The organism is Citrobacter sp. CRE-46 (assembly GCF_059615875.1).
On sequence record NZ_CM184341.1, the window covers coordinates 215516 to 239765 of the forward strand.

Annotated in this window: 19 protein-coding genes; 13 read left to right on the plus strand and 6 right to left on the minus strand. The window is 52.5% G+C overall.

Translation table 11 applies throughout. The features are described from left to right. The first annotated feature begins 484 nt into the window (after nucleotides 1-484). The 7 genes from AC534G_RS01040 (at nucleotide 485) to AC534G_RS01070 (ending at nucleotide 7715) form a co-directional block, all read left to right on the plus strand. A complete protein-coding gene (locus AC534G_RS01040; RefSeq protein ID WP_162267364.1) occupies nucleotides 485-721 on the plus strand; it encodes a hypothetical protein in 237 nt (78 codons plus the stop codon). Beyond that, complete coding sequence (gene dppA, locus AC534G_RS01045; RefSeq protein ID WP_038635147.1) at nucleotides 636-2243, plus strand: dipeptide ABC transporter periplasmic-binding protein DppA; 1608 nt, start codon at nucleotides 636-638, stop codon at nucleotides 2241-2243. Before AC534G_RS01040 ends, dppA begins: the two co-directional genes overlap by 86 nt. A 166-nt stretch (nucleotides 2244-2409) precedes the next feature. Further along, nucleotides 2410-3429: a dipeptide ABC transporter permease DppB gene (dppB, locus tag AC534G_RS01050; RefSeq protein ID WP_032940634.1), complete on the plus strand. Its 1020-nt coding sequence runs from the start codon at nucleotides 2410-2412 to the stop codon at nucleotides 3427-3429. A gap of 9 nt (nucleotides 3430-3438) precedes the next feature. After that, on the plus strand, nucleotides 3439-4341 hold the full coding sequence (gene dppC, locus AC534G_RS01055; RefSeq protein WP_038635146.1) for a dipeptide ABC transporter permease DppC: 903 nt from the start codon (nucleotides 3439-3441) through the stop codon (nucleotides 4339-4341). Between the two features lie 10 nt (nucleotides 4342-4351). Next, nucleotides 4352-5335 (plus strand): dipeptide ABC transporter ATP-binding protein, encoded by a 984-nt coding sequence (gene dppD / locus AC534G_RS01060; protein ID WP_110496558.1) that lies wholly within the window; start codon nucleotides 4352-4354, stop codon nucleotides 5333-5335. Beyond that, a complete protein-coding gene (gene dppF / locus AC534G_RS01065) occupies nucleotides 5332-6336 on the plus strand; it encodes a dipeptide ABC transporter ATP-binding subunit DppF (RefSeq protein WP_038635143.1) in 1005 nt (334 codons plus the stop codon). The genes dppD and dppF overlap by 4 nt, the downstream gene beginning before the upstream one ends. A 176-nt stretch (nucleotides 6337-6512) precedes the next feature. Continuing rightward, the gene (locus AC534G_RS01070) at nucleotides 6513-7715 is read left to right on the plus strand and encodes a sigma-54 interaction domain-containing protein (RefSeq protein ID WP_038635141.1); all 1203 of its coding nucleotides are present in this window, start codon (nucleotides 6513-6515) and stop codon (nucleotides 7713-7715) included. 33 nt (nucleotides 7716-7748) lie between these two features. On the opposite strand, the gene AC534G_RS01075 is transcribed toward AC534G_RS01070, so the two are convergent. Together AC534G_RS01075 and megL are read right to left on the minus strand one after the other, a co-directional pair. Next, nucleotides 7749-9047 (minus strand): aromatic amino acid transport family protein, encoded by a 1299-nt coding sequence (locus AC534G_RS01075; protein ID WP_038635139.1) that lies wholly within the window; start codon nucleotides 9045-9047, stop codon nucleotides 7749-7751. A gap of 117 nt (nucleotides 9048-9164) precedes the next feature. After that, complete coding sequence (gene megL, locus AC534G_RS01080) at nucleotides 9165-10361, minus strand: methionine gamma-lyase (RefSeq protein WP_061380953.1); 1197 nt, start codon at nucleotides 10359-10361, stop codon at nucleotides 9165-9167. A gap of 424 nt (nucleotides 10362-10785) precedes the next feature. Between megL and AC534G_RS01085 the strand changes: the two genes are divergently transcribed. The 4 genes from AC534G_RS01085 to AC534G_RS01100 all read left to right on the plus strand — a co-directional run bounded on the left by AC534G_RS01085 (nucleotide 10786) and on the right by AC534G_RS01100 (nucleotide 16285). Next, nucleotides 10786-10893, plus strand: coding sequence for a type I toxin-antitoxin system toxin Ldr family protein (locus AC534G_RS01085; protein WP_085049070.1), 108 nt, complete (start codon nucleotides 10786-10788; stop codon nucleotides 10891-10893). Between the two features lie 225 nt (nucleotides 10894-11118). Then, nucleotides 11119-13125, plus strand: a complete 2007-nt coding sequence (hmsP, locus tag AC534G_RS01090; RefSeq protein ID WP_038635134.1) for a biofilm formation regulator HmsP — start codon at nucleotides 11119-11121, stop codon at nucleotides 13123-13125. Between the two features lie 157 nt (nucleotides 13126-13282). After that, complete coding sequence (gene dctA / locus AC534G_RS01095; RefSeq protein ID WP_006687518.1) at nucleotides 13283-14569, plus strand: C4-dicarboxylate transporter DctC; 1287 nt, start codon at nucleotides 13283-13285, stop codon at nucleotides 14567-14569. A 222-nt stretch (nucleotides 14570-14791) separates the two neighbouring features. Further along, a complete protein-coding gene (locus tag AC534G_RS01100; protein WP_038635132.1) occupies nucleotides 14792-16285 on the plus strand; it encodes a M16 family metallopeptidase in 1494 nt (497 codons plus the stop codon). Nucleotides 16286-16377: 92 nt separating this feature from the next. Here the strand turns inward: AC534G_RS01100 and kdgK are convergent, their stop codons facing one another. After that, nucleotides 16378-17307, minus strand: a complete 930-nt coding sequence (gene kdgK, locus AC534G_RS01105) for a 2-dehydro-3-deoxygluconokinase (protein ID WP_038635130.1) — start codon at nucleotides 17305-17307, stop codon at nucleotides 16378-16380. A 230-nt stretch (nucleotides 17308-17537) separates the two neighbouring features. Here kdgK and pdeH point away from each other — a divergent pair, with 230 nt between their 5' ends. Continuing rightward, entirely contained in the window at nucleotides 17538-18305 is a 768-nt protein-coding gene (gene pdeH, locus AC534G_RS01110; RefSeq protein WP_038635128.1) for a cyclic-guanylate-specific phosphodiesterase, read from the plus strand. A gap of 77 nt (nucleotides 18306-18382) precedes the next feature. Beyond that, nucleotides 18383-20443 carry an AsmA family protein gene (locus AC534G_RS01115; RefSeq protein WP_038635124.1) on the plus strand — a complete coding sequence of 687 codons (2061 nt, stop codon included), beginning with the start codon at nucleotides 18383-18385 and terminating at the stop codon, nucleotides 20441-20443. A 43-nt stretch (nucleotides 20444-20486) separates the two neighbouring features. Here AC534G_RS01115 and AC534G_RS01120 read toward each other — a convergent pair whose 3' ends face one another. From AC534G_RS01120 to AC534G_RS01130, 3 genes are all read right to left on the minus strand, one after another. After that, entirely contained in the window at nucleotides 20487-21809 is a 1323-nt protein-coding gene (locus AC534G_RS01120; protein ID WP_069323751.1) for an MFS transporter, read from the minus strand. Nucleotides 21810-22158: 349 nt separating this feature from the next. Continuing rightward, nucleotides 22159-23184 carry an inner membrane protein YhjD gene (gene yhjD / locus AC534G_RS01125; RefSeq protein WP_110496563.1) on the minus strand — a complete coding sequence of 342 codons (1026 nt, stop codon included), beginning with the start codon at nucleotides 23182-23184 and terminating at the stop codon, nucleotides 22159-22161. A gap of 47 nt (nucleotides 23185-23231) precedes the next feature. Next, entirely contained in the window at nucleotides 23232-24131 is a 900-nt protein-coding gene (locus tag AC534G_RS01130; protein ID WP_110496565.1) for a LysR family transcriptional regulator, read from the minus strand. Nucleotides 24132-24250: the final 119 nt, after the last annotated feature.

Genomic DNA, 24250 nt, shown 5'->3' on the forward strand with positions numbered 1-24250 from the left:
GATGGACGCCTTATCCGGCCTACAGGCTCAGTTTCACCCCGGCGTGTATGGCGTTTCCAATCCCATCTTTGACCTTCATTTTGTCTACAAAAATTGTGCGCCACTTCCCACTGACTGTTAACGATTCTGTGACATATTCCATTGCCTTTTTTTATATTTGCATGAAACTTTTTTTGCGCTACTTATGGCTGAACCTGGCATTTTCCGCTGTGCGTTTTAACGTTCATGGTATTAATCGCTCAGATATGCAGCATTAATTTAGAAAGTTTTAAGAATTTGCATAAATGTTAATCACCAAATGTTGCGAAATATTAAGATATTTATTCTGGTACAGAGCGCGTAGCACAAATTTCCCTGCTGAAAATAGCCGTCTGCACTTTTTTTAATCTTTGTTTGTCAATTCTCACCGTTGGTGTAAATCACGGTTACCTGTATTGACGTTTTCACATTCTGTTGACAGATTGTAGGGCATGAGGGGCATTTCATGGAGAATCCGCACTGCAACTCAGTCGCTTATGTGAACGGAATCCCCATCCTCTTAACGCCGACCCGGCCGGGTAAAAAACAAAAAAGGCCAGGCGGTGCAAACCCACTGCAAAGGGTAAAACAACAAACATCACATTTGGAGCAGAAGAATGAGTATTTCCTTGAAGAAGTCAGGGATGCTGAAGCTTGGTCTGAGCCTGGTGGCCATGACCGTCGCAGCAAGCGTACAGGCTAAAACTCTGGTTTATTGTTCAGAAGGATCTCCTGAAGGCTTTAACCCGCAGCTTTTCACCTCTGGCACCACCTATGATGCCAGCTCCGTACCGATCTATAACCGCCTGGTTGAATTCAAAATCGGTACCACCGAAGTGATCCCGGGCCTTGCTGAGAAGTGGGAAATCAGCGAAGACGGTAAAACCTACACCTTCCACCTGCGCCAGGGCGTGAAGTGGCAGGACAATAAAGATTTCAAACCGACGCGCGATTTTAACGCCGATGACGTGGTGTTCTCGTTCGATCGTCAGAAAAATGCCCAGAACCCGTACCACAAAGTCTCTGGCGGCAGTTATGAATACTTCGAAGGGATGGGTCTGCCAGATCTGATCTCCGAAGTGAAAAAAGTGGACGATAAAACCGTTCAGTTCGTACTGACGCGTCCGGAAGCTCCTTTCCTGGCCGATCTGGCGATGGACTTCGCTTCTATTCTTTCTAAAGAATACGCAGACAACATGCTGAAAGCCGGTTCCCCGGAGAAAGTAGACCTCAACCCAATTGGTACCGGTCCGTTCCAGCTGCAGCAATACCAGAAAGACTCCCGTATTCTGTATAAAGCTTTCCCGGGCTACTGGGGTACTAAGCCGCAGATCGACCGTCTGGTCTTCTCTATTACGCCTGATGCTTCCGTACGTTACGCCAAACTGCAGAAGAATGAGTGCCAGGTGATGCCGTATCCGAACCCGGCAGACATCGCGCGCATGAAGCAGGATAAAAACATCAACCTGATGGAGCAGGCTGGTCTGAACGTGGGCTACCTCTCTTACAACACCGAGAAGAAACCGTTTGATGACGTCAAAGTTCGTCAGGCGCTGACTTACGCGGTAAACAAAGAAGCGATCATCAAAGCCGTTTATCAGGGCGCTGGCGTGGCCGCGAAGAACCTGATCCCGCCGACCATGTGGGGCTATAACGACGACATTAAAGACTACAGTTACGATCCTGAGAAAGCGAAAGCGCTGCTGAAAGAAGCCGGTCAGGACAAAGGCTTTACCGTTGAGCTGTGGGCAATGCCGGTACAGCGTCCGTACAACCCGAACGCACGCCGTATGGCGGAGATGGTTCAGGCTGACTGGGCGAAAATTGGCGTTCAGGCCAAGATTGTGACCTACGAGTGGGGCGAGTATCTGAAACGCGCCAAAGCGGGTGAGCATCAGGCCGTCATGATGGGCTGGACCGGTGACAACGGGGATCCGGATAACTTCTTCGCCACCCTGTTCAGCTGTGCGGCAGCGAAAGACGGTTCCAACTACTCTCGCTGGTGCTACAAGCCGTTTGAAGACTTGATCCAGCCGGCGCGTGCCACCGACGATCACAACAAGCGTATCGAACTGTACAAACAAGCTCAGGTTGTTATGCATGATCAGGCTCCGGCTCTGATTGTTGCTCACTCCACCGTGTACGAGCCAGTGCGTAAAGAAGTTAAAGGCTATGTGGTTGATCCATTAGGCAAACATCACTTCGAAAACGTCTCTGTCGAATAATTAAAAGCAATCAAGGAAGCGCTGCGCCCCGGTGTTGTGTAGGCCGGATAAGCGCAGCGCCATCCGGCGTAATGCTTTACCCGCGATGCAGTTTGCGTGGGATAAGATTTGTGAGCAATACAGACTCACGGTTCCAGGCCGTGCGTCATTAGAGAGAATCCGGGTTATGTTGCAGTTCATTCTCCGACGTTTGGGACTCGTCATCCCCACGTTTATCGGTATCACTCTTCTCACTTTTGCCTTCGTCCATATGATCCCCGGCGATCCGGTAATGATCATGGCGGGTGAGCGTGGGATCTCCCCTGAGCGTCATGCTCAACTGCTGGCCGAACTTGGTTTGGATAAACCGATGTGGCAGCAGTACCTCCATTATATCTGGGGGGTTATGCATGGTGACTTAGGTATCTCGCTGAAAAGCCGTTTACCTGTGTGGGATGAGTTCGTGCCTCGTTTTAAAGCCACGCTGGAACTCGGCGTCTGCGCGATGATTTTCGCCGTCGCAGTAGGTATTCCGGTGGGGGTACTTGCTGCCGTGAAGCGCGGCTCCATTTTCGATCACACCGCCGTTGGCCTGGCGCTGACCGGTTACTCTATGCCGATTTTCTGGTGGGGCATGATGCTGATCATGCTGGTGTCTGTGCAGCTAAACCTGACCCCGGTTTCCGGCCGGGTGAGCGACATGGTATTCCTTGATGATTCCAACCCGCTGACCGGTTTTATGCTGATAGATACCGCTATCTGGGGCGAAGAGGGTAACTTTATTGATGCGCTGGCGCATATGATCCTGCCCGCGATGGTGCTGGGTACCATTCCTCTGGCGGTAATTGTGCGTATGACCCGTTCATCAATGCTGGAAGTACTGGGTGAAGATTACATTCGTACCGCCCGTGCCAAAGGTCTGACCCGGATGCGCGTCATCATTATTCACGCTTTGCGTAACGCCATGCTGCCCGTCGTGACCGTTATCGGCCTGCAGGTTGGGACATTGCTTGCCGGGGCGATCCTGACCGAGACTATCTTCTCATGGCCTGGGCTGGGACGCTGGCTGATCGATGCGCTACAGCGCCGCGATTATCCGGTGGTGCAGGGCGGGGTGTTACTGGTCGCGACGATGATTATTCTCGTCAACCTGCTGGTAGACCTGCTGTACGGCGTGGTGAACCCGCGTATTCGTCATAAGAAGTAAGGGGCCATCATGTCACAGGTTACTGAAAATAAAGTTATTGCCGCACCGGTGCCAATGACCCCGATGCAGGAGTTCTGGCACTATTTCAAGCGTAATAAAGGCGCGGTTGTCGGGCTGGTTTATGTTGTCATCATGATTCTGATTGCGGTCTTTGCGAATGTTCTCGCCCCGTATAATCCGGCTGAGCAGTTCCGTGATGCGCTGCTGGCGCCGCCTGCATGGCAGGAAGGCGGCACGATGGCGCACCTGTTTGGTACTGACGATGTGGGCCGCGATGTGCTCTCGCGTCTGATGTACGGCGCGCGTCTGTCGCTGTTGGTCGGCTGTCTGGTCGTGGTGCTCTCCCTGCTGATGGGCGTAATTCTCGGGCTGGTCGCCGGTTATTTTGGCGGGATTATCGATAACGTCATCATGCGCGTGGTCGATATCATGCTGGCGCTGCCGAGCCTGTTACTGGCGCTGGTGCTGGTGGCGGTATTTGGTCCTTCGATTGGCAACGCCGCCTTGGCGCTGACGTTCGTGGCGTTACCGCACTATGTGCGTCTGACGCGCGCCGCTGTGCTGGTGGAAGTCAACCGCGACTACGTTACCGCTTCGCGCGTGGCGGGTGCCGGTGCGATGCGCCAGATGTTCGTCAATATTTTGCCTAACTGTCTTGCGCCGCTGATTGTTCAGGCATCGCTTGGTTTCTCTAACGCCATTCTCGATATGGCTGCCCTCGGCTTTCTGGGGATGGGCGCACAGCCGCCTACGCCGGAATGGGGCACCATGCTCTCTGACGTTCTGCAGTTTGCCCAAAGCGCCTGGTGGGTCGTGACCTTCCCGGGGCTGGCGATCCTGCTGACGGTGCTGGCATTTAACCTGATGGGTGACGGTCTGCGTGACGCGCTCGATCCCAAACTGAAGCAGTAAGAGGTTCGAGATGGCGTTATTAAATGTAGATAAATTATCGGTGCACTTCGGCGACGTAGGCTCCGAGTTCCGCGCCGTAGACCGCATTAGCTACAGTGTGAACCAGGGGGAAGTGGTTGGCATTGTGGGGGAGTCCGGCTCTGGTAAGTCTGTCAGTTCGCTGGCGATTATGGGGTTGATTGATTACCCTGGCCGCGTGATGGCCGAAAACTTGGAGTTTAACGGTCGTGACCTGAAGCGCATCTCTGAGAAAGAGCGTCGTCAGTTAGTCGGTGCAGAAGTGGCGATGATTTTCCAGGATCCGATGACCAGCCTTAACCCGTGCTACACCGTCGGCTATCAGATTATGGAAGCCATCAAAGTGCATCAGGGCGGCAATAAAAAAACGCGCGTTCAGCGGGCGATTGACCTGCTGACGTTGGTGGGGATCCCCGATCCGGCCTCGCGTCTGGACGTGTATCCGCACCAGTTGTCCGGTGGGATGAGCCAGCGCGTGATGATCGCGATGGCGATTGCCTGTCGTCCGAAGCTGCTAATTGCCGACGAACCGACGACAGCGCTGGACGTGACCATTCAGGCGCAGATCATTGAGCTGCTGCTGGAGTTGCAGCAAAAAGAGAATATGGCGCTGGTTTTGATTACCCACGACCTGGCGCTGGTGGCGGAAGCGGCACATAAAATCATCGTGATGTACGCCGGGCAGGTCGTAGAAACCGGCGCTGCGCAGGATATTTTCCGCGCGCCGCGTCATCCGTATACCCAGGCATTGCTACGTGCGCTACCGGAGTTTGCGCAGGACAAAGCGCGTCTGGCTTCGTTGCCAGGTGTGGTTCCTGGTAAATATGACCGTCCGAACGGCTGTTTGCTGAACCCGCGCTGTCCGTATGCAACCGACAAATGCCGCGCTGAAGAACCTGAACTGAATGTGCTGGAAGGCGGTCGTCAGTCGAAATGCCACTACCCACTTGATGATGCCGGGAGGCCCACACTATGAGTACGCATGAGGCCACCTTGCAACAGCCGCTGTTGCAGGCGATCGATCTGAAAAAACACTACCCGGTAAAGAAGGGATTATTTTCCCCTGAGCGCCTGGTGAAGGCGCTGGACGGCGTCTCCTTTACTCTTGAACGCGGTAAAACGCTGGCGGTAGTAGGCGAGTCTGGCTGTGGAAAATCCACGCTTGGCCGTCTGTTGACGATGATTGAAGTTCCAACTGGCGGTGAGCTGTATTACCAGGGGCAGGATCTGCTCAAGCACGATCCGCAAGCGCAGAAGTTGCGTCGGCAGAAAATCCAGATTGTGTTCCAGAACCCGTACGGTTCTCTGAATCCGCGTAAGAAAGTGGGGCAGATTCTGGAAGAGCCGTTGCTGATCAACTCCACGCTCAGCAAAGAGCAGCGGCGTGAAAAAGCGCTGGCGATGATGGCGAAAGTGGGGCTAAAAACTGAGCACTACGATCGTTACCCGCATATGTTCTCCGGCGGCCAGCGTCAGCGTATCGCCATTGCCCGGGGTCTGATGCTGGACCCGGACGTGGTGATAGCCGACGAACCGGTCTCGGCGCTCGACGTTTCAGTGCGTGCGCAGGTCCTGAATCTGATGATGGATTTACAACAGGATCTTGGACTGTCCTACGTTTTTATCTCGCACGACCTGTCGGTGGTGGAGCACATTGCCGATGAAGTGATGGTGATGTATTTAGGCCGCTGTGTGGAAAAAGGGACTAAGGATCAGATCTTCAATAATCCGCGTCATCCGTATACCCAGGCGCTACTTTCAGCCACGCCACGTCTGAACCCGGACGACCGCCGCGAACGTATCAAGCTGACCGGCGAGCTGCCAAGCCCGCTGAATCCGCCGCCGGGCTGCGCGTTCAACGCCCGCTGCCGCCGTCGTTTTGGTCCGTGTACCCAGCTTCAGCCGCAGTTGAAAGATTATGGCGGTCAACTGGTGGCCTGTTTCGCCGTGGACCAGGATGAAAACCCACAGCGATAAACGTGGGTTATGACCTAATAACCGGAGCCTTGTGCTCCGGTTTTTTTATATTTTGTTTTTACGTCCACAATGTGAGTCCTCTGGCAGAACATTATTCCATAGCGTCTAAAATGTAGTCAGATACCCTTTTGTCACAGAAATAGCGATTTCGCAGTTGCTAACGATCAGGAGCAAATGTGGTCACGATACGCTGGGATATTAAAACAATTGATCGACTATCGATGGTTGAGGATGTCCTGAAGGAATTTTCCTGCTGTGATATCAATATCATCTCAATGAAAGTCACACCGGGACGGATCCTGATTAAATCCTGGTGCCGTCAGCTGCAGGATATTTCCTGCGTGCAAACGTGTTTGAGCCAGCGAGCCGATATTATTAATGTCGCTTACCTGTGTGAAGAGATAAGCGAACTGTCAACGTCCGAGCCGGAACGCCCGCGCTATTTCTCTGACATTATTTGCACTAGCCAGAGCATGCGCTTGCTTATCGAAAAGGCGATCAGAATTGCCGACAGCAAATATACCGTTCTGATCCGCGGTGACACGGGAACCGGCAAGGAGCTACTGGCCCGGGCTATCCATAATTCCGGGAAGCGGCGGTTTTATCCGTTTATTCCGGTCAACTGCTCTGCATTGCCTGAGTCGCTGATGGAGAGTGAATTCTTTGGCTATGAGAAAGGAGCCTTTAGCGGCGCAGATTGTAAAGGCAAAAAAGGGCTGTTTGAAATGGCCGATAAAGGCACCCTTTTTCTTGATGAGTTTGGTGAAATGTCGCTGAGCTTACAGGCTAAATTACTGCGCGTGCTTCAGGATGGTGGGATTCGTCGCGTTGGCGGCGCACAAATTATACCGGTTAATGTACGTATTATTGTGGCAACCAACGCTAATCTGGAAGAGATGGTGGAACAACGTCTGTTGCGCGCCGATCTCTATTATCGCATCAACGTACTTTCACTCACCATTCCTCCCTTACGGGAGCGCCCGCAGGATATTAGTCTGCTTATTCGCCACTTTGTGCAGAAGTATGCGAAGGAGTTCCAGCGCCGGATAATCCTGGATAAAGCCTGTTTTGCGGCCTTGCATCATCACGCCTGGCCGGGAAACGTTCGTGAACTGGAAAATACCATTATTCGTCTGATGCTGATGGCGGAATCGGATGTCATTACCCTGGACGAACTGGGAATGGTGAATTTACCTGCGGTTGAACAAGCCCCAACGGAACGCCCTTTTAAAGAACAAGTGCTTAGTGCTGAGCGCCAGCTCATCGAACAAATGGTAGAAGATAATGTGTCGTCGCGGCATATCGCTAAAGCGTTGGGGGTGTCGCATACCACGGTGTTGAATAAAATTCGCAGCTATCAGTTGGAGAGTGTGAGTTAAGCGCCGCCAGTGGCTGACGGCGCGTTAGACGGGTTATTCAATCAGCTTCAATAATGGCGACAGGCACAGCAGAATTCCGTACAGCAGAATCAGCCAGGTTTTAACACCGCGCAATTTCTCTAACTGCGTCACTTTATAGATCAGGAAAAATGGAATAATACACGACACAATCCCGTACAGTGGGCTCCCCAACTGGAAGAATACCAGCACCGATACGCGGAACGACACCCAAATAACCAGAGTAATCACAATAAATGTGCAAATACCCAGCGTGAGCACCAGCGGATTAATTTTCTCAACGTCAATGACGCGACTCAGGATGTTAAGAATAATACCCTTAATGGCCTCATGGAATCCCAGGTAAATACCAAAAAACGCCGTTAATACGGCGAAGATATTCAGTACCGTTGAGGTGATATGAATAATTTGTCCTGGAATAACTTGCGCTGCCAGCGCCAGGGCGGAAATATTTTGCTCAAAGGCCGAAACGGCCTCTTCATGGCTAATAGAAAAGGTAAAAGAGAAGGAGAAAAACAGAATAACCGCAATCAGCGTAATGTAACTGATGCGATGCGTGCGTATCGCCATGCGCGTCGCCAGTACCCGGTCTGCCACCCGTTTGCGATAAGCGATGTTCATTGGGTTTAATACCTGAATAAACACCGCTGAGAAGAAGCAGAACGGGATGGTCAACAGCACGTTGCGAAAGAAAACCGAGGCTTCAGGAAACGCGCTGATATTGCTAAAGTTCCAGTGCGGAATCATCGCAAAACCAAACACGATGATGATACCCACTTTTACTACTACCATCGGACCGGAGATTTTGAACAGCAGCTTTTCTCCCCCGGATGCAATGGCGACCAGCACGGCAAAAATGGCTACTTTGTAGATTATTGACTGCGAAAGGTCGGCCTCGGTCAAGCCAAAAGTTTTGATATAAGAGGCACTGTCAAATACTACTGATAGGGAATAAATAAATATGCCGTGAATAATCATCAGGAAATAGATGACGCCAAGAAATACGCCCCAGTTTTTCCCCAAATAATGACTTATAATATCAGTATAGTCATTACAGGTTTCACTCTCTGATAATGTTTTTAAATAAATGTCCTGCACAATATAAGTTGCGGGATAAGCAATAATAAAGGCGACAATAAATACCCAAATACCTGTTAAGCCAATTTGTACCGGCATCAGTACCGTTCCGGCGCCAATTGCCATGCCGATACAGAGTAATACCCAGCCAAAATCGTATTTCGTAAACGGTATCTTTTTTGAGATTGGTACGGCGGTTGCTGTATTGTTGCTTAATTGTAATGTGTTGTCCTGCATAGAACCCCCTGCCCAAAATACACGCTCTCCCCGGAAAAGGATTGCGCGTATAGCCAGACTGTTGTGCCTTGATTCTCAACAGTCTGAACCGATCGGCGTCGGTTCAGACTGTAGTGGTCAGAATGTTGCCTTTCTGATGGCGTGTTCAAGGTCGTTAATAATATCTTCTGGATCTTCAAGACCCACAGAAAGACGGATAAGCCCGTCGGTAATACCTGCTTTAAGCCGTTCCTCTGGCGCAACGGGCGAATGTGTCATAGACGCTGGGTGCTGAATGAGGGTTTCGGTATCACCGAGACTGACCGCGAGGAGGCACAATTCTACAGAATTGATCATCCGTCTGCCAGCCTCGAGGCCGCCGGCGATTTCGAAGCTGATAATTCCTCCTGGCAGACTCATCTGCCGTTGGCCAAGCTCATACTGCGGATGTGAAGAGAGGCCGGGATAATAAACGTGGGTGATGGATGGATGCCCTTCCAGGAAACGGGCGATTTTCATCGCATTTTCGCAGTGTCGTTCCATTCGAATGCCCAGTGTTTTAACGCCGCGCAGCGTTAACCAGGCGTTGAACGGACTCATGCAGCCGCCGGTGATATCTTTCAGCCCCACAAACCGCGCCTGGTCAATAAACTCCTGCTTGCCGACGATAATGCCGCCAATCACATCCCCGTGGCCGTTGATATATTTGGTGACGCTGTGCACCACGATGTCTGCGCCCAGTTGCAAAGGCTGCTGGCAGTACGGCGACATAAAGGTGTTATCCACCACCAGCACTGCGCCTTGCTGATGGGCAATGCCGGCCACCGTTTCAATATCAACCAATGAGAGCGTCGGGTTGGCGGGCGTTTCGATATACACCACTTTGGTTTCCGGGCGCATGGCGGCGCGAATTTCTTCAGGATTCGCCGCATCGACAAAGCTGACGTTAATCCCGAACTTCGGCATGCTGTGCGACAAAAACGCGTGGGTGCAGCCGTAAATTGCGCTGGCGGAAACGATATGGTCACCCTGCTGGCACAATGTCAGCAGCGTTGTGGTGATGGCAGAAATACCGGACGCGGTTGCCAGTCCGGCTTCACCTCTTTCCAGCACCGCCAGCTTTTTCTCCAGCGCATCGGTAGTGGGGTTACCCAAACGAGTATAAATATACCCGGACTCCTCAAGCGCAAAGCGGGCGGCACCTTGTTCGGCGCTGTCAAATACAAACGTTGAAGTCTGGAAAATAGGCGTACTGAGCGCGCCAGTTGAAGGATCGGGTTGTTGCCCTGCGTGAACGATCTGGGTGTTGAATCCGTAAGTACGACAGTCAGACATGATATCTCCTTTAATTCGGAACAGAACAGCTCACACTCAAATAGCAATCGCTGTGCCAGAAATTGAATTAATAGATATCAATGAGTTATGTATTTACCTGGATTAATAGTCGGCAGGAATGTTGCCAACTGGCAAGAATCTTTCCAGCGTACTGGCGAGAAACGGGTGAAATGCGAGGCACTACGCAGAGCGGAATATTGCGCGGTGATATGGCGAATGGGCTACCGTAGAATCAGGGGCAAGCCGGGAATTCCCGGTGAGGCGCAATGTTGCGGGGGCTTGATCCCCGGCGGCATCGGTTGCTGGAAAGAGAAAACCCCCGCACGTTGTTCAGTATAAACCTGGCAACAAAACGGGGGCTAACTTGACTCCAGACAAGTTAAGGATAGCCGCGAACAGTTGCCATTGCAACACAGGCGGCTATATGACGCTCGTACAGTTAGGCGTGGCCTTCTGGCACGATTTAGCGGCTCCAGTCATCGCTGGTATTATTGCCAGTCTGATTGTGAGCTGGCTGCGTAACAGGAAGTAATGCGCTTAGTGGGCGTCTGCCTGCCGTGATGGCAATATGCGCCCTAACCAGGCCGCAGGGGTGACCTTGCGGCCTTTTTCGGCTTAAATGCAGATAAATCTCGTCGTCAGGTGCCTATCCTGTCGCGATAATGCACGCTGGGAAGTTTTCAGATACCGTCTCTCTTAATACCGCTACGATCGGGTATACTCTGACGGCAGTTTCGTCTATCCGTGGAGAGTCAGTTTGCGTGTCAGTCGCTCGTTAACAATTAAGCAGATGGCAATGGTCGCGGCCGTTGTCATGGTGTTTGTTTTCATTTTTTGCACCGTTTTGTTGTTCCATCTGGTACAGCAGAACCGCTATAACACGGCTACACAACTGGAAAGTATCGCTCGCTCCGTCCGTGAACCTCTTTCCGACACTATCCTGAAAGGGGATATTCCCGAAGCGGAAGCCATTTTACGCAGTATTCGGCCAGCGGGCGTGGTCAGCCGCGCTGATGTGGTGCTGCCTAATCAGTTTCAGGCGCTGCGGATGAGCTTTATTCCCGAACGCCCGGTTCCCGTTACGGTGACCCGCCTGTTTGAGCTTCCGGTGCAAATTTCGCTGCCGGTCTATTCACTTGAGCGCTCAGCGAACCCACAACCGCTGGCGTATCTGGTGCTGCAGGCGGATTCGTACCGCATGTACAAGTTTGTGATGAGCACACTCTCAACGTTAGTGACCATTTACTTACTTTTATCGTTAATACTCACGGTAGCCATCTCATGGTGTATTAACCGTTTGATTGTGCACCCATTGCGCAAAATCGCTCGCGAGCTGAACGACATTCAACAGCAGGACCTGATTGGCTATCAACTGGCATTACCACGTCTGCATCAGGATGATGAGATTGGTATGCTGGTGCGTAGCTACAACCTCAATCAGCAGCTCATCAAACGCCATAGCGAAGAGCAAAGCGACCATTCGATGCGCTTCCCGGTTTCCGAATTGCCCAACAAGTCGTTTTTAATGGGATTGCTGGAGCAGGTGGTGACGCGTCAGCAAACGACGGCGCTGATGATTGTCACCTGTGAAACCCTGCGTGATACCGCGGGCGTGTTAACCGAAACTCAGCGAGAAATCTTGCTGCTGACGTTAGTCGAAAAACTAAAATCGGTATTGGCCCCCAGAATGGTGCTTACCCAGGTGAGCGGCTATGACTTCGCCATCATCGCGCATGGTGTAAAAGAGCCCTGGCATGCCATTACACTAGGTCAGCAAGTACTCACTATCGTTAATGAGCGGTTACCGATTCAGGGCATTCAACTACGTCCGAACTGCAACATCGGGGTGGCGATGTTTTATGGTGATTTAACTGCAGAGCAGCTCTACCGCCGCGCCCTTTCCGCCGTGTTAACGTCGCGTCATAAGGGTAAAAACCAAATTCAGTTCTTTGATCCGTTGCAGATGGAAGAGGCGCAGCAGCGTTTAACCCAGGAAAACGATATTTTAACCGCCATGGATAACCAGCAATTTGCGCTCTGGATGCAGCCCCAGGTAGAGATGTCCAGCGGCAAGGTATTGAGCGCAGAAGCATTATTGCGGATGCAGCAGCCGGACGGTAGCTGGGAGCTGCCAGAAGGGTTAATCGACAGAATTGAGTCTTGTGGTCTGATGGTGACCGTCGGTTATTGGGTGCTGGAAGAAACATGCCGCCAGCTGTCAGCCTGGCAAGAACGCGGTCTGATGCTGCCGCTCTCGGTGAATTTATCCGCTCTCCAGTTGATGCACCCCAATATGGTGTCTGATCTGCTGGAGTTGTTAACGCGCTATCGCATTAAGCCTGGCACATTGATCCTCGAAGTGACTGAAAGCCGACATATTGACGATCCCAATGCCGCGGTGGCCATTTTGCGACCGCTGCGCAACGCGGGCGTGCGCATCGCGCTGGACGATTTTGGCATGGGGTATGCGGGTCTGCGGCAGCTACAGCATATGAAGTCGCTACCGGTGGATGTACTCAAAATCGATAAGATGTTTGTCGATGGCGTGCCCGAAGATTGCAGCATGATCTCCGCCATCATTCAATTGGCACACAGTCTCAACTTGCAGATGATCGCCGAAGGCGTTGAAACGGAAGCGCAACGCGAATGGTTATCACAAGCAGGGGTGGAAGTGGCGCAAGGCTTCCTGTTTGCCCGACCCGTTCCGGCAAATATCTTTGAAGAACGCTATCTGGCACCGGAAGGCGCTGATTACAAAAGTTAAAAAAGGTCTCGCTTGTGCGAGCCAGCTCAAAATTTTTAACATTTTTGTATCAATTATGATCCAGGTGCATTTCTGTCATGTTGAGTGGGTGTTACTTTAAGGCCGCAGGTTAAACAAAACCTTACAAGACCTGTGGTTTTTACTTTAAGGACACCCTATGAAGACCTCTATATTCAAAAGCCTTTACTTTCAGGTCCTGACAGCAATTGCCATTGGTATTCTCCTTGGCCATTACTACCCTGAATTAGGCGCCCAAATGAAGCCGCTTGGTGATGCTTTCGTTAAGCTCATCAAGATGGTCATCGCACCTGTCATCTTCTGTACTGTCGTGACCGGCATTGCAGGCATGGAAAGTATGAAAGCAGTAGGCCGCACCGGTGCGGTTGCACTGCTCTATTTTGAAATTGTCAGTACGATTGCGCTGATCATCGGCCTCATCATCGTCAACGTGGTGCAACCCGGTGCCGGGATGAACGTCGATCCGGCAACGCTGGATGCCAAAGCGGTAGCGATTTACGCCGAACAGGCAAAAGACCAGGGGATCGTAGGTTTCCTGATGGACATTATCCCTGCGAGCGTCATTGGCGCGTTTGCCAGCGGTAACATCCTGCAGGTATTACTGTTTGCGGTAATGTTTGGTTTTGCTCTGCATCGTCTGGGCAGCAAAGGCCAGATGATTTTCAACGTAATTGAAAGCTTCTCGCAGGTTATTTTCGGCATCATCAATATGATCATGCGCCTGGCGCCGATCGGTGCTTTCGGTGCCATGGCTTTTACCATTGGTAAATATGGCGTCGGAACGCTGGTGCAACTGGGTCAGCTGATAATCTGCTTCTACATCACCTGTATTCTGTTTGTCGTTCTGGTACTGGGTTCCATTGCTCGCGCGACTGGCTTCAGCATCTTCAAATTCATCCGCTATATCCGTGAAGAACTGCTGATCGTACTGGGTACGTCTTCATCTGAATCCGCACTGCCGCGTATGCTCGATAAAATGGAGAAACTGGGCTGTCGGAAGTCGGTTGTCGGGTTGGTTATACCCACGGGGTACTCGTTTAACCTTGATGGGACATCAATCTATCTGACGATGGCGGCGGTGTTTATCGCTCAGGCCACCAACAGTCATATGGATATTTTCCATCAGATAACCCTGCTGGTCGTGCTCCTGCTCTCCTCAAAAGGTGCTGCGGGTGTGACCGGGAGTGGCTTCATTGTTCTGGCCGCGACTATCTCTGCGGTGGGGCATTTACCGGTCGCTGGCCTGGCGCTGATTCTCGGTATTGACCGCTTTATGTCTGAAGCCCGTGCGCTGACCAACCTGATTGGTAACGGTGTGGCAACTGTCGTTGTGGCTAAATGGGTGAAAGAATTGGATACCAAAAAGCTGGATGACACGCTGAATAATCGTGCGCCGGATGGCAAAACGCACGATTTATCCTCTTAATCTCGTCACTTATGCCCGTAGTCCCTTCCAGGACTGCGGGTGTTTGCGCATAATTACCCCCTGTGCCTGAAACCGTCGATTCGGCGGCGTCGGGATTTTTTCACTTCCTCCGTGACATTTTCATGTTCTTGCGGTCTAACACGAAGTGTTTTTAACGTCATATTCAGAGAGTCCTTTCGCGGGCTGTCTTTTTATTACCAGGATAGTTGATCAGGGGTTCACATGCAGGGCACAAAAATTCGACTTTTAGCGGGCGGCTTGCTGATGATGGCCACTGCCGGCTATGTGCAGGCAGATGCGCTCCAGCCTGACCCGGCGTGGCAACAGGGCACGCTGGCAAATGGTCTACAGTGGCAAGTGCTAGCCACTCCCCAGCGCCCCAGCGACCGTATTGAGGTTCGCCTGCTGGTCAATACCGGTTCACTCACCGAAAGTACGCAACAGAGTGGTTTCAGCCATGCGATCCCGCGTATCGCGCTGACGCAAAGCGGTGGCCTCGATGCCACGCAAGCCCGTTCACTGTGGCAGCAGGGATTCGATCCCAAACGTCCCATGCCGCCCGTTATCGTTTCTTATGATTCCACGCTATATAACCTCAGTCTGCCTAACAGCCGTAACGACTTGCTGAAAGAGTCACTTACTTACCTGGCGAATATTTCCGGCAATCTGAGCATCACTCCTGAAACGGTTAATCATGCGCTGAGTAGCGAAGATATGGTCGCAACCTGGCCGTCAGATACCAAAGAGGGGTGGTGGCGTTACCGTCTGAAGGGATCAACCCTGCTGGGGCATGATCCAGCTGATCCGCTTAAAACGCCTGTCGATGCCGCGAAAATCCACTCCTTCTACCAGAAATGGTATACCCCGGACGCGATGACGCTGATTATCGTGGGTAACGTAGATGCGCGCAGCGTGGCTGAACAAATCAATAAAACCTTTGGCGAGTTAAAAGGAAAACGGGAAACCCCAGCGCCGGTGCCGACGCTTTCACCGCTGCGTGCAGAAGCCGTGAGCATTATGACCGATGCGGTACGTCAGGATCGCCTTTCCATCATGTGGGACACGCCATGGCAGCCAATCCGTGAATCCGCCGCGCTGTTGCGCTACTGGCGCGCTGATTTAGCCCGTGAAGCGCTGTTCTGGCATATTCAGCAGGAACTGACCAAAAACAATGCCAAAGATATCGGCCTTGGATTTGATTGTCGGGTGCTGTTCCTGCGTGCCCAGTGCGCTATCAACGTGGAATCGCCGAACGGTAAGCTGAATGCGAACCTCGGTACGGTTGCGCGTGAGCTGGCGAAAGTGCGTGATAAGGGCCTGCCGGAAGAAGAGTTCAATGCGCTGGTGGCGCAAAAAAATCTGGAACTGCAGAAACTGTTTGCCACCTATGGCCGTACCGATACCGACATTTTGATCAGCCAGCGTTTGCGCTCGCTGCAAAATCAGGTGGTGGATATCGCGCCTGAACAGTATCAGCGTTTACGCCAGAGCTTCCTCAACAGTCTGAACGTGGAGATGCTGAATCAGGATCTGCGCCAGCAACTGTCGCAAGATATGGCGTTAATTCTGCTGCAGCCGAAGGGGGAACCTGAATTCAATATGAAGGAGCTGCAGGCGACGTGGGATAGCATTATGGCGCCCGTTACCGCGGCGGCAACGCCGGTAGAAACGGATGAATCACATCCTGAAGTGACGGATATCCCGCCGGTACAGTAACCTCCAGACCGGATAAGGCGATTACGCCGCCATCCGGCCTTGGGTGGGTAGGCCGGGGGCGCTTCGCTTGCCCGGCCTACAAGAACAACACGTTATTGCGGCATAGCGTCGCGTGGGATAATCGCCCCGCGATGCTGAATCACCGTGCTTGCCGTCAGGTGACCGCGTTTTGCGGCATCGGCGGCATTGCCACCGGTCAGACGTACCGCCAGATACCCGGCGCTGAAGGAGTCTCCCGCTGCGGTGGTATCAATCACTTTCTCTTTCGGTAATTTAACGGCCGGGACGTCGATCAGCGTTTCACCCTCGATAGAAACCAGACAAGAGTCTGCGCCGCGCTTCACCACGACTTCCTGAACGCCAGCCGCGTGAGTACGGGCAATCACCTCGGCTACAGGTTTTTCACCCCACAATGCGTCTTCATCATCCAGCGTCAGGAACGCGATATTGGTGCATTCCAGCATCTGCTGATAAACCTGCTGCGTTTCTTCTTTGCTGCTCCACAGGCGTGGGCGGTAGTTATTGTCAAAAATGACTTTTCCACCGTTAGCGCGGCATTCACGCAGTAACGTCAGCAGTTTGTCACGGCTGGCCGGGCTTAGAATCGCCAGGCTGATTCCGCTCAGATACAGATAGTCAAATGTCGCCAGCTCTTCGCAAATCGCGGCGGACTGTTCGCTCTCCAGCCAGAATTTTGCTGCGGCTTCATTACGCCAGTAATAGAAGGTGCGCTCGCCGGTGCTGTCGGTCTCAATGTAATAGAGGCCCGGCAGGCGGTTTTCCATACGCTGGGTTAATGAGGTGTCAACATTTTCACCCTGCCAGGAGTCCAGCATTTGTTGGCTGAAACTGTCAGTACCCAGTGCAGTCACATAGTGTACCGAAAGTGCCGCCGCATCGACCTGGCGGGCGATATAAACGGATGTATTCAACGTGTCGCCACCGAATCCGCGCTGAACGTCGGCGCCTTTCTGTGACAGCTCAATCATGCATTCGCCAATCACGGCAATCTTTCTGGACATAGTCGTAACCTGCTCTGAAAAAAATTAGCGTTAGTGTGCGCTGTGGGTGTTAAGTGGTCAACCATATTAAAACAACGTTCCATTATTTTTTTGAGCCAGCACGTGTTCTGCGTTGTTTTTTGCCGCCTGGTTTTTATTTTGCCTGCGGCGGAACGTAAAGTTCTGCGCCTGAGCGCCGATAACCTTTGACGAGTCCGGTCAGTCACACTCTTATTTACAGGACATCTTTGATGATAAAGCAGGTTACCCAGCAGCTCATTACGCCCGATGCGAGTATCGAAAGCTTGCAGGCGAGACGCTATTGGCTGCAGTGCGAGCGTGCTTACACCTATCAGCCGATTTACCAGACCGACGGACGGCTGATGGCCGTTGAACTGCTGACCGTCGTGACCCATCCTGATAATCCTGCCCAACGTATTGCGCCAGATCGCTATTTTGCTGAAGTGGCCGTCCGACACCGTATAGAGGTCGTGAAAGAGCAGCTCCTGCAGCTTGAGCTGAAAAAGGACTTTTTCAGAGCCAATAACCTGCTGGCTTCGGTGAATGTCGATGGCCCAACGCTGATTGCGATGCGCCAGGATCCTGAAATCCTGAAAATCATCGAATGCCTGCCGTGGCTGCGTTTTGAGCTGGTGGAGCATATCCGCCTGCCGAAGGGGTCGTCGTTCGCCTCAATGTGCGAGTTTGGTCCCCTCTGGCTGGATGATTTTGGTACCGGAATGGCGAACTTCTCGGCCCTGAGCGAAGTGAGTTACGACTATATTAAAGTGGCGCGGGATCTGTTTGTCATGCTGCGCCAGACGCCGGAAGGCCGCAATCTCTTCACGCTGTTGTTACAGCTGATGAACCGCTATTGCCGCGGGGTAATTGTTGAAGGTGTTGAAACACTTGAAGAGTGGCGTGATGTGCAAAACTCACCGGCTTTCGCGGCGCAAGGCTATTTTCTTTCTCGTCCAGTACCTCTGCATACCCTCGAAGAGGTGATCCTGTCGCTTTGATTCGGATGTAGCGTCCCTCATTTTGCCCTGCTGGACTATCTTTAGGACAGGCAAGGAAGGAAGTGAGGACGCTAACTATGACAAAAGCAGGCAAAATAACCACATCCGTATTAGGGGTTTTCTTGTTGTTGATCGTCGTATTCATCATTGTGATTGCGACATTTGACTGGAACCGGCTCAAACCGACCATCAACCAGAAAGTCTCTACAGAACTCAACCGGCCCTTCGCCATACGGGGCGATCTGGGCGTGGTTTGGGAGCGCCAGAAGCAGGAAACCGGCTGGCGTAGCTGGGTTCCGTGGCCGCACGTTCATGCCGAGGATATTATCCTTGGCAACCCGCCGGACATTCCTGACGTCACCATGGTGCATCTTCCCCGTGTGGAAGCCACGCTCGCGCCGCTGGCATTGCTGACAAAAACCGTCTGGCTACCGTGGGTCAAGCTGGTAAAGCCTGATGCGCGCCTTATTCGCCTGTCGGAAAAAAACAATAACTGGACCTTTACCCTCGCAGAAGATGAAAACCGCGATCCTAATGCGTCGCCCTCTGCGTGGTCTTTCCGGCTGGATAATATTCTCTTCGATCAAGGACGCATCGCTATTAACGATAAGGTGACCCGCTCGGAGCTTGAGATCCTGGTCGATCCGCTGGGTAAGCCATTGCCTTTTAGCGAAGTGACGGGCGCAAAAAGTAAAGAGAGTCAAACCCGCGTTGAGGATTACGTATTTGGTTTGCAGGCCAAAGGACGCTATAACGACGAACCGCTAAGCGGTAGCGGAAAAATAGGCGGGATGCTGGCGCTGAGGGGCGAAGGAACCCCTTTCCCGGTGCAGGCTGATTTCCGGTCGGGCAATACGCGCGTAGCATTTACCGGTACGGTAAATGACCCGATGAATATGGGCGGCGTGGATCTGCGGCTTAAATTCTCGGGTGATTCGCTAGGGGATTTGTACGATTTGACGGGGGTGCTGCTCCCGGATACGCCGCCGTTTGAAACCGACGGGCGTCTGGTGGCGAAAATCGACCCGGAAAAATCCTCCGTTTTTGATTACCGCGATTTTAATGGCCGCATTGGCGACAGCGATATTCATGGGACGCTAACTTATACGACCGGTAAGCCGCGTCCGAAACTGGAAGGGGACGTCGAATCACGCCAGCTGAGACTGGCTGATTTGGGACCGCTGATTGGTGTGGATTCGGGGAAAGGCGCGGAAAAGGCCAAACAGTCTGAACAGCGCAAAGGTGAGAAGAGCGTCCAGCCTGCCGATAAAGTCTTACCGTATGACCGTTTCGAAACTGACAAATGGAATGTGATGGATGCTGACGTACGTTTTAAAGGTCGGCGCATTGAACACGGCAGCAGCCTACCGATTAGCGATCTCTCCACCCATATCATCCTGAAAAATGCCGACCTGCGCCTGCAGCCGCTGAAATTTGGCCTGGCGGGAGGCAGCATTGTTTCCAGAATCCATCTGGAAGGGGATAAAAAGCCGATGCGTGGGCAGGCGGATATTCAGGCTCGCCGCCTGAAGCTAAAAGAGCTCATGCCGGATGTAGAACTGATGCAGAAAACGCTCGGTGAAATGAACGGTGACGCTAAATTTAGCGGCAGCGGAAACTCGGTGGCCGCGCTGTTGGGGAACAGCAATGGCAACCTGAAGCTGCTGATGAACGATGGCTTAATCAGCCGGAATCTGATGGAAATTGTGGGATTAAATCTGGGTAACTATCTCGTTGGTCAGATATTTGGTGACGATGAGGTCCGGGTGAACTGCGCGGCGGCGAATCTGGATATCGTTAACGGCGTGGCGCGTCCTCAAATCTTTGCTTTTGATACGGAAAATGCGGTGATCAATGTGACCGGGACCGCGAGTTTTGCCTCTGAGCAACTGGATTTAACCATCGATCCAGAGAGCAAAGGTATTCGTATTATTACGCTGCGTTCGCCGCTGTATGTTCGCGGGACCTTCAAGAACCCGCAGGCAGGTGTAAAAGCCGGGCCATTGATTGCGCGTGGTGCGGTTGCCGCCGCATTAGCCACGTTAGTCACTCCAGCGGCGGCACTGTTGGCGCTGATTTCCCCTTCCGAAGGGGAAGCCAACCAGTGCCGGGCGATACTGTCGCAAATGAAGAAGTGATGTCAGGCCGGATGCGATGGTTACACCGCATCCGGCAAAAGAATCATAATGACTGATGACGGGTCTCATGGGTTAACAGCAGCGCGATCAATGTCAACGCCGCCATCGACGCCAGATACGTTCCTACCGCTGCCAGACCGTAGTTAGCCTGCAGCCATGCGGCAATATACGGGGCAACGGAAGCGCCAAGAATCGACGAAACGTTATATGAGAATGATGCGCCCGTGTAGCGAACCTCGGTTGGGAACAGCTCCGGCAGCAACGCGCCCATCGGACCAAATGTCAGTCCCATCAGGCTTAAACCCAGCAGCAGGAAAGCGAACACCAGCGCCGGATTGCCAGATCCGAGCAGCGGTTTAAAGGCAAACAGCGCAAACAGAATGATAAGCGTGGTGATGATGAGCATGCTCTTGCGGCGACCAAACGCGTCGGCCAGCAGACCCGCCACAGGCACCATAACGCCAAAGCCAATTACCGCCATCATCAGCATCCACAACACTTCATTACGTGGCAGGCCAAGCCCTACAGGCGCGGCGGCTGTACTGAACGTCATCGAATAGACGGTCATGATATAGAACAGCGTATAGGTCGCCAGCATGATGAACGTGCCGAGGATCGTTACGCGAATATGCTTTGTCAGTAAGGTACCCAGCGGGATTTTCACCTGTTTTTTCGCCGCAGCGACTTTGGCGAAGACCGGGGACTCATGCAATGAAACGCGAACGTACAGGCCGATGATCACCAGTACCGCAGAGAAGATGAACGGTACGCGCCAGCCCCAGCTCATAAACTGTTCATCGGTCAGCAGCCAGGAGAGCAGCAGAAAAGTGCCGTTGGCGAAGAAAAAGCCGATAGGCGCGCCCAGTTGCGGGAATGATCCGTACAGCGCGCGTTTACGCGGCGGCGCGTTTTCCGTTGCCAGCAACGCCGCGCCGCCCCACTCACCGCCCAGACCTAAACCCTGACCAAAACGCGCCAGTGCCAGCAGCAACGGGGCGAAAATGCCGATAGTTTCATAGCCCGGCAGCAGGCCAATGACAACCGTTGAAATCCCCATGGTAAGCAGTGAAGCAACCAGCGTGACTTTACGGCCTACGCGATCGCCGAAATGGCCGAACACCGCGGAGCCGATTGGCCGGGCCACAAAAGCGATAGCGAAGGTGGCGAGGGACTGCAGCGTAGCCGCGGTCGGATCTCCCTGCGGGAAGAAAATATGGGGAAACACGATCACCGCGGCAGTCGCGTAGATATAGAAGTCGAAGAACTCAATGGCGGTACCAATGAGTGAGGCGACGACAACTTTATTGCGCGAGTTGACCGGGGTGTGTTCCTGTTCGTTGTCGAGTGTTGTGGCTGTTGCTTGCATAATATTTTCTTATTTTTGGCCGAACGAAAGGCCATATTACGCACAGCAAAAGCGATATTTCAATCTGTAACAAACCCTGCAATTGGTCAAAAAAAGAGCAAAAAGGGGATAATATTCAGGCTGAAGATTTCACTTCCATGAAATGCTTCACATAATTTAAAACTTGGATGATAAAACTGGTTTTTGGTTAAATAAAAGTTACGGGTTGGATTTATTCACTAAATCAGTAAGAACAGGCGGCATTATAATTGCCGGATGGCGCTGCGCTTATCCGGCCTACAAACTCACCCGTAGGCCGGATAAGACGCGTGCGTCGCCATCCGGCAATTGACAACTATTCCGGCGGTGGCTATTGCATTTTCCCCGGCATTCGCGGGTCATCTTTGTATTCCGCCGTGGCTATCCAGGCGGCGCAAAACAGCGTCAGACGAGCGAAGAAGTAGAAGAACGCCATCAGTCCAAGCACGGAACCAAACGCCGCGCCTGACGGCGATTGCACCAGTGACGGCAGCGTGTAGGTCATGATCATTTTGATAACTTCAAACCCCAGCGCCGCGATAAATGTGCCGCGAATGAGTGCTTTCTTACGTGGCCGGTGACGCGGCAGGCGCCAGAAAATCCAGAAGAAAAGCAAATAGTTGGCGAAAATAGAGATGGTCAGGCCGATCAGGCGCCAGGCGGGCTTCAGCCATTCGATGCCGTCGAGATACAGCGCAGAGATAATCATCTGCTGGGCGGAACCGGCGATAGAAGTAATGGACAGAGTGACAATCAGCGCAATCAACAAACCAATCAATGAGACAAAATCGCGCAGGTATTTAACCCAAATTTTTTCCTGATCCTGCGGCGTACGCTCCCAGACATCTCGCGACTGGGCACGAATCGCTTCGCGCAGATTGCCCATCCAGTTAATCCCGGAATAAAGGGCGATCCCAAGCCCGACCAGACCCACGGTGGTTCGCTGCTGAACGGCAGTGTTAATGGTGTTTTTTAACGTGGAGGCGAGCGTCGGGTCGCTGACGTTAAGCAGTATTTTGCTGAAGATATCCTGCAACAGCGTAGGGTGGGAGGCGAGAATAAAACCGGCGGCGGCAAATGACACCATCAGGATAGGGATCATCGACAGGAACGAGAAGTAAGTGATAGCGGCGCCAAACTGGTTTCCCATGCGGTCATTAAAACGCTCTGCAGCTCGAATCATATGGGCGATGACGGGCTGGCGTTGAATTTTATCGGCGAGGGTCAGGGCTGTTTGCAATGCCTGGTTGGTCGTACCGTTGGTTTCTGTTTTTTCACGCTCCTGGGTCTCAATTTTTGGGATCGGTGCGTGCTCAAGTTCCTGAATGGGGCGTTTTATCTCTTTTTCCTGCGTCATCAGGCCAGTATTCCTTGTTCTGTTCATTCTCAGGACAGTATAGCTTGTCAGTCCACATAATCTTTCATTACGCCGGTCAGCCATTCCATAAACAGATGAACCCGGCGGGAGAGGTTGCGGCGATGCGGATACAGCAGAGAAACCGGCATCGGCTCGGCACGATACTGCCCTAACACCTCGACCAGCGTACCGGCGCGCAGGGCGTCGCGTACGCCGACGCGTGGCACCTGAATAATGCCCAGGCCGGCAAGGCACGCTGCATGATAGGTTTCCGTACTGTTCACCGTCAGCATGCCGCCGGTTTTAACCCATTGAGTACCGTTGCCTGTCGCCACCTCGAAACCTTGCGCACGCGTTCCCAGGTTCACCGAGTAATGCACCACCGCATGCGAGGCTAAATCTTCCAGGCTTTCCGGATAGCCAAAGCGGGCCAGATATTCTGGGCTGGCGCAGTTAATCTGCGTGAGTTTACCCAGCGGACGGGCAATCAGCCCTGAATCTTTCAGCGTACCTACGCGTACGACGCAGTCGAAACCTTCGCGGATCAAGTCCACCAGGTGGTCGCTGCTGCTGAGTTCGAGTTCAAGTCCCGGATATTGATGCAAGAAGGCTGCCAGGCGGGGCATCACCAAATTTCTCGCGACGCCCACCGGCATATCCACGCGCAGCTTGCCGCTGATACTGGCCGAATCGTGATGGAATAGTCCATCCAGTTCATCCAGATTGCTTAGCAGATCTTTCGCGCGTTCATAATAGATCATGCCGTCTTGTGTGAGCTGGACGCGTCGGGTGGTGCGGTGCAACAGCTGCGTGCCAAGATGATTTTCCAGGGCCTGGATTTGTCGCGATACGCTACCTTTAGGTAGTCCAAGGGTGTCCGCCGCACGCGAAAAACTCTCCAGTTCTGCGACGCGGATGAACAACTGCATTGCGTGAATTTTATCCATTCTCATGCTCTATTGTTGTTCTGTATGAAACAGTAATGCGCAATCAGCGATATTTATTGTTTTTCTACCACCTAATAAGCTTTGTCTCAATCTTCACTACACATGAAATGAGGTTTCTT

Bases quoted from the DNA above. Each gene is read 5' to 3' on its own strand.
- AC534G_RS01040 (WP_162267364.1), top strand. From the start codon at position 485: ATGGAGAATCCGCACTGCAACTCAGTCGCTTATGTGAACGGAATCCCC.
- dppA (WP_038635147.1), top strand. From the start codon at position 636: ATGAGTATTTCCTTGAAGAAGTCAGGGATGCTGAAGCTTGGTCTGAGC.
- dppB (WP_032940634.1), top strand. From the start codon at position 2,410: ATGTTGCAGTTCATTCTCCGACGTTTGGGACTCGTCATCCCCACGTTT.
- dppC (WP_038635146.1), top strand. From the start codon at position 3,439: ATGTCACAGGTTACTGAAAATAAAGTTATTGCCGCACCGGTGCCAATG.
- dppD (WP_110496558.1), top strand. From the start codon at position 4,352: ATGGCGTTATTAAATGTAGATAAATTATCGGTGCACTTCGGCGACGTA.
- dppF (WP_038635143.1), top strand. From the start codon at position 5,332: ATGAGTACGCATGAGGCCACCTTGCAACAGCCGCTGTTGCAGGCGATC.
- AC534G_RS01075 (WP_038635139.1), bottom strand. From the start codon at position 9,047: ATGCAGGACAACACATTACAATTAAGCAACAATACAGCAACCGCCGTA.
- megL (WP_061380953.1), bottom strand. From the start codon at position 10,361: ATGTCTGACTGTCGTACTTACGGATTCAACACCCAGATCGTTCACGCA.
- AC534G_RS01085 (WP_085049070.1), top strand. From the start codon at position 10,786: ATGACGCTCGTACAGTTAGGCGTGGCCTTCTGGCACGATTTAGCGGCT.
- dctA (WP_006687518.1), top strand. From the start codon at position 13,283: ATGAAGACCTCTATATTCAAAAGCCTTTACTTTCAGGTCCTGACAGCA.
- AC534G_RS01100 (WP_038635132.1), top strand. From the start codon at position 14,792: ATGCAGGGCACAAAAATTCGACTTTTAGCGGGCGGCTTGCTGATGATG.
- kdgK (WP_038635130.1), bottom strand. From the start codon at position 17,307: ATGTCCAGAAAGATTGCCGTGATTGGCGAATGCATGATTGAGCTGTCA.
- pdeH (WP_038635128.1), top strand. From the start codon at position 17,538: ATGATAAAGCAGGTTACCCAGCAGCTCATTACGCCCGATGCGAGTATC.
- AC534G_RS01115 (WP_038635124.1), top strand. From the start codon at position 18,383: ATGACAAAAGCAGGCAAAATAACCACATCCGTATTAGGGGTTTTCTTG.
- AC534G_RS01120 (WP_069323751.1), bottom strand. From the start codon at position 21,809: ATGCAAGCAACAGCCACAACACTCGACAACGAACAGGAACACACCCCG.
- yhjD (WP_110496563.1), bottom strand. From the start codon at position 23,184: ATGACGCAGGAAAAAGAGATAAAACGCCCCATTCAGGAACTTGAGCAC.
- AC534G_RS01130 (WP_110496565.1), bottom strand. From the start codon at position 24,131: ATGGATAAAATTCACGCAATGCAGTTGTTCATCCGCGTCGCAGAACTG.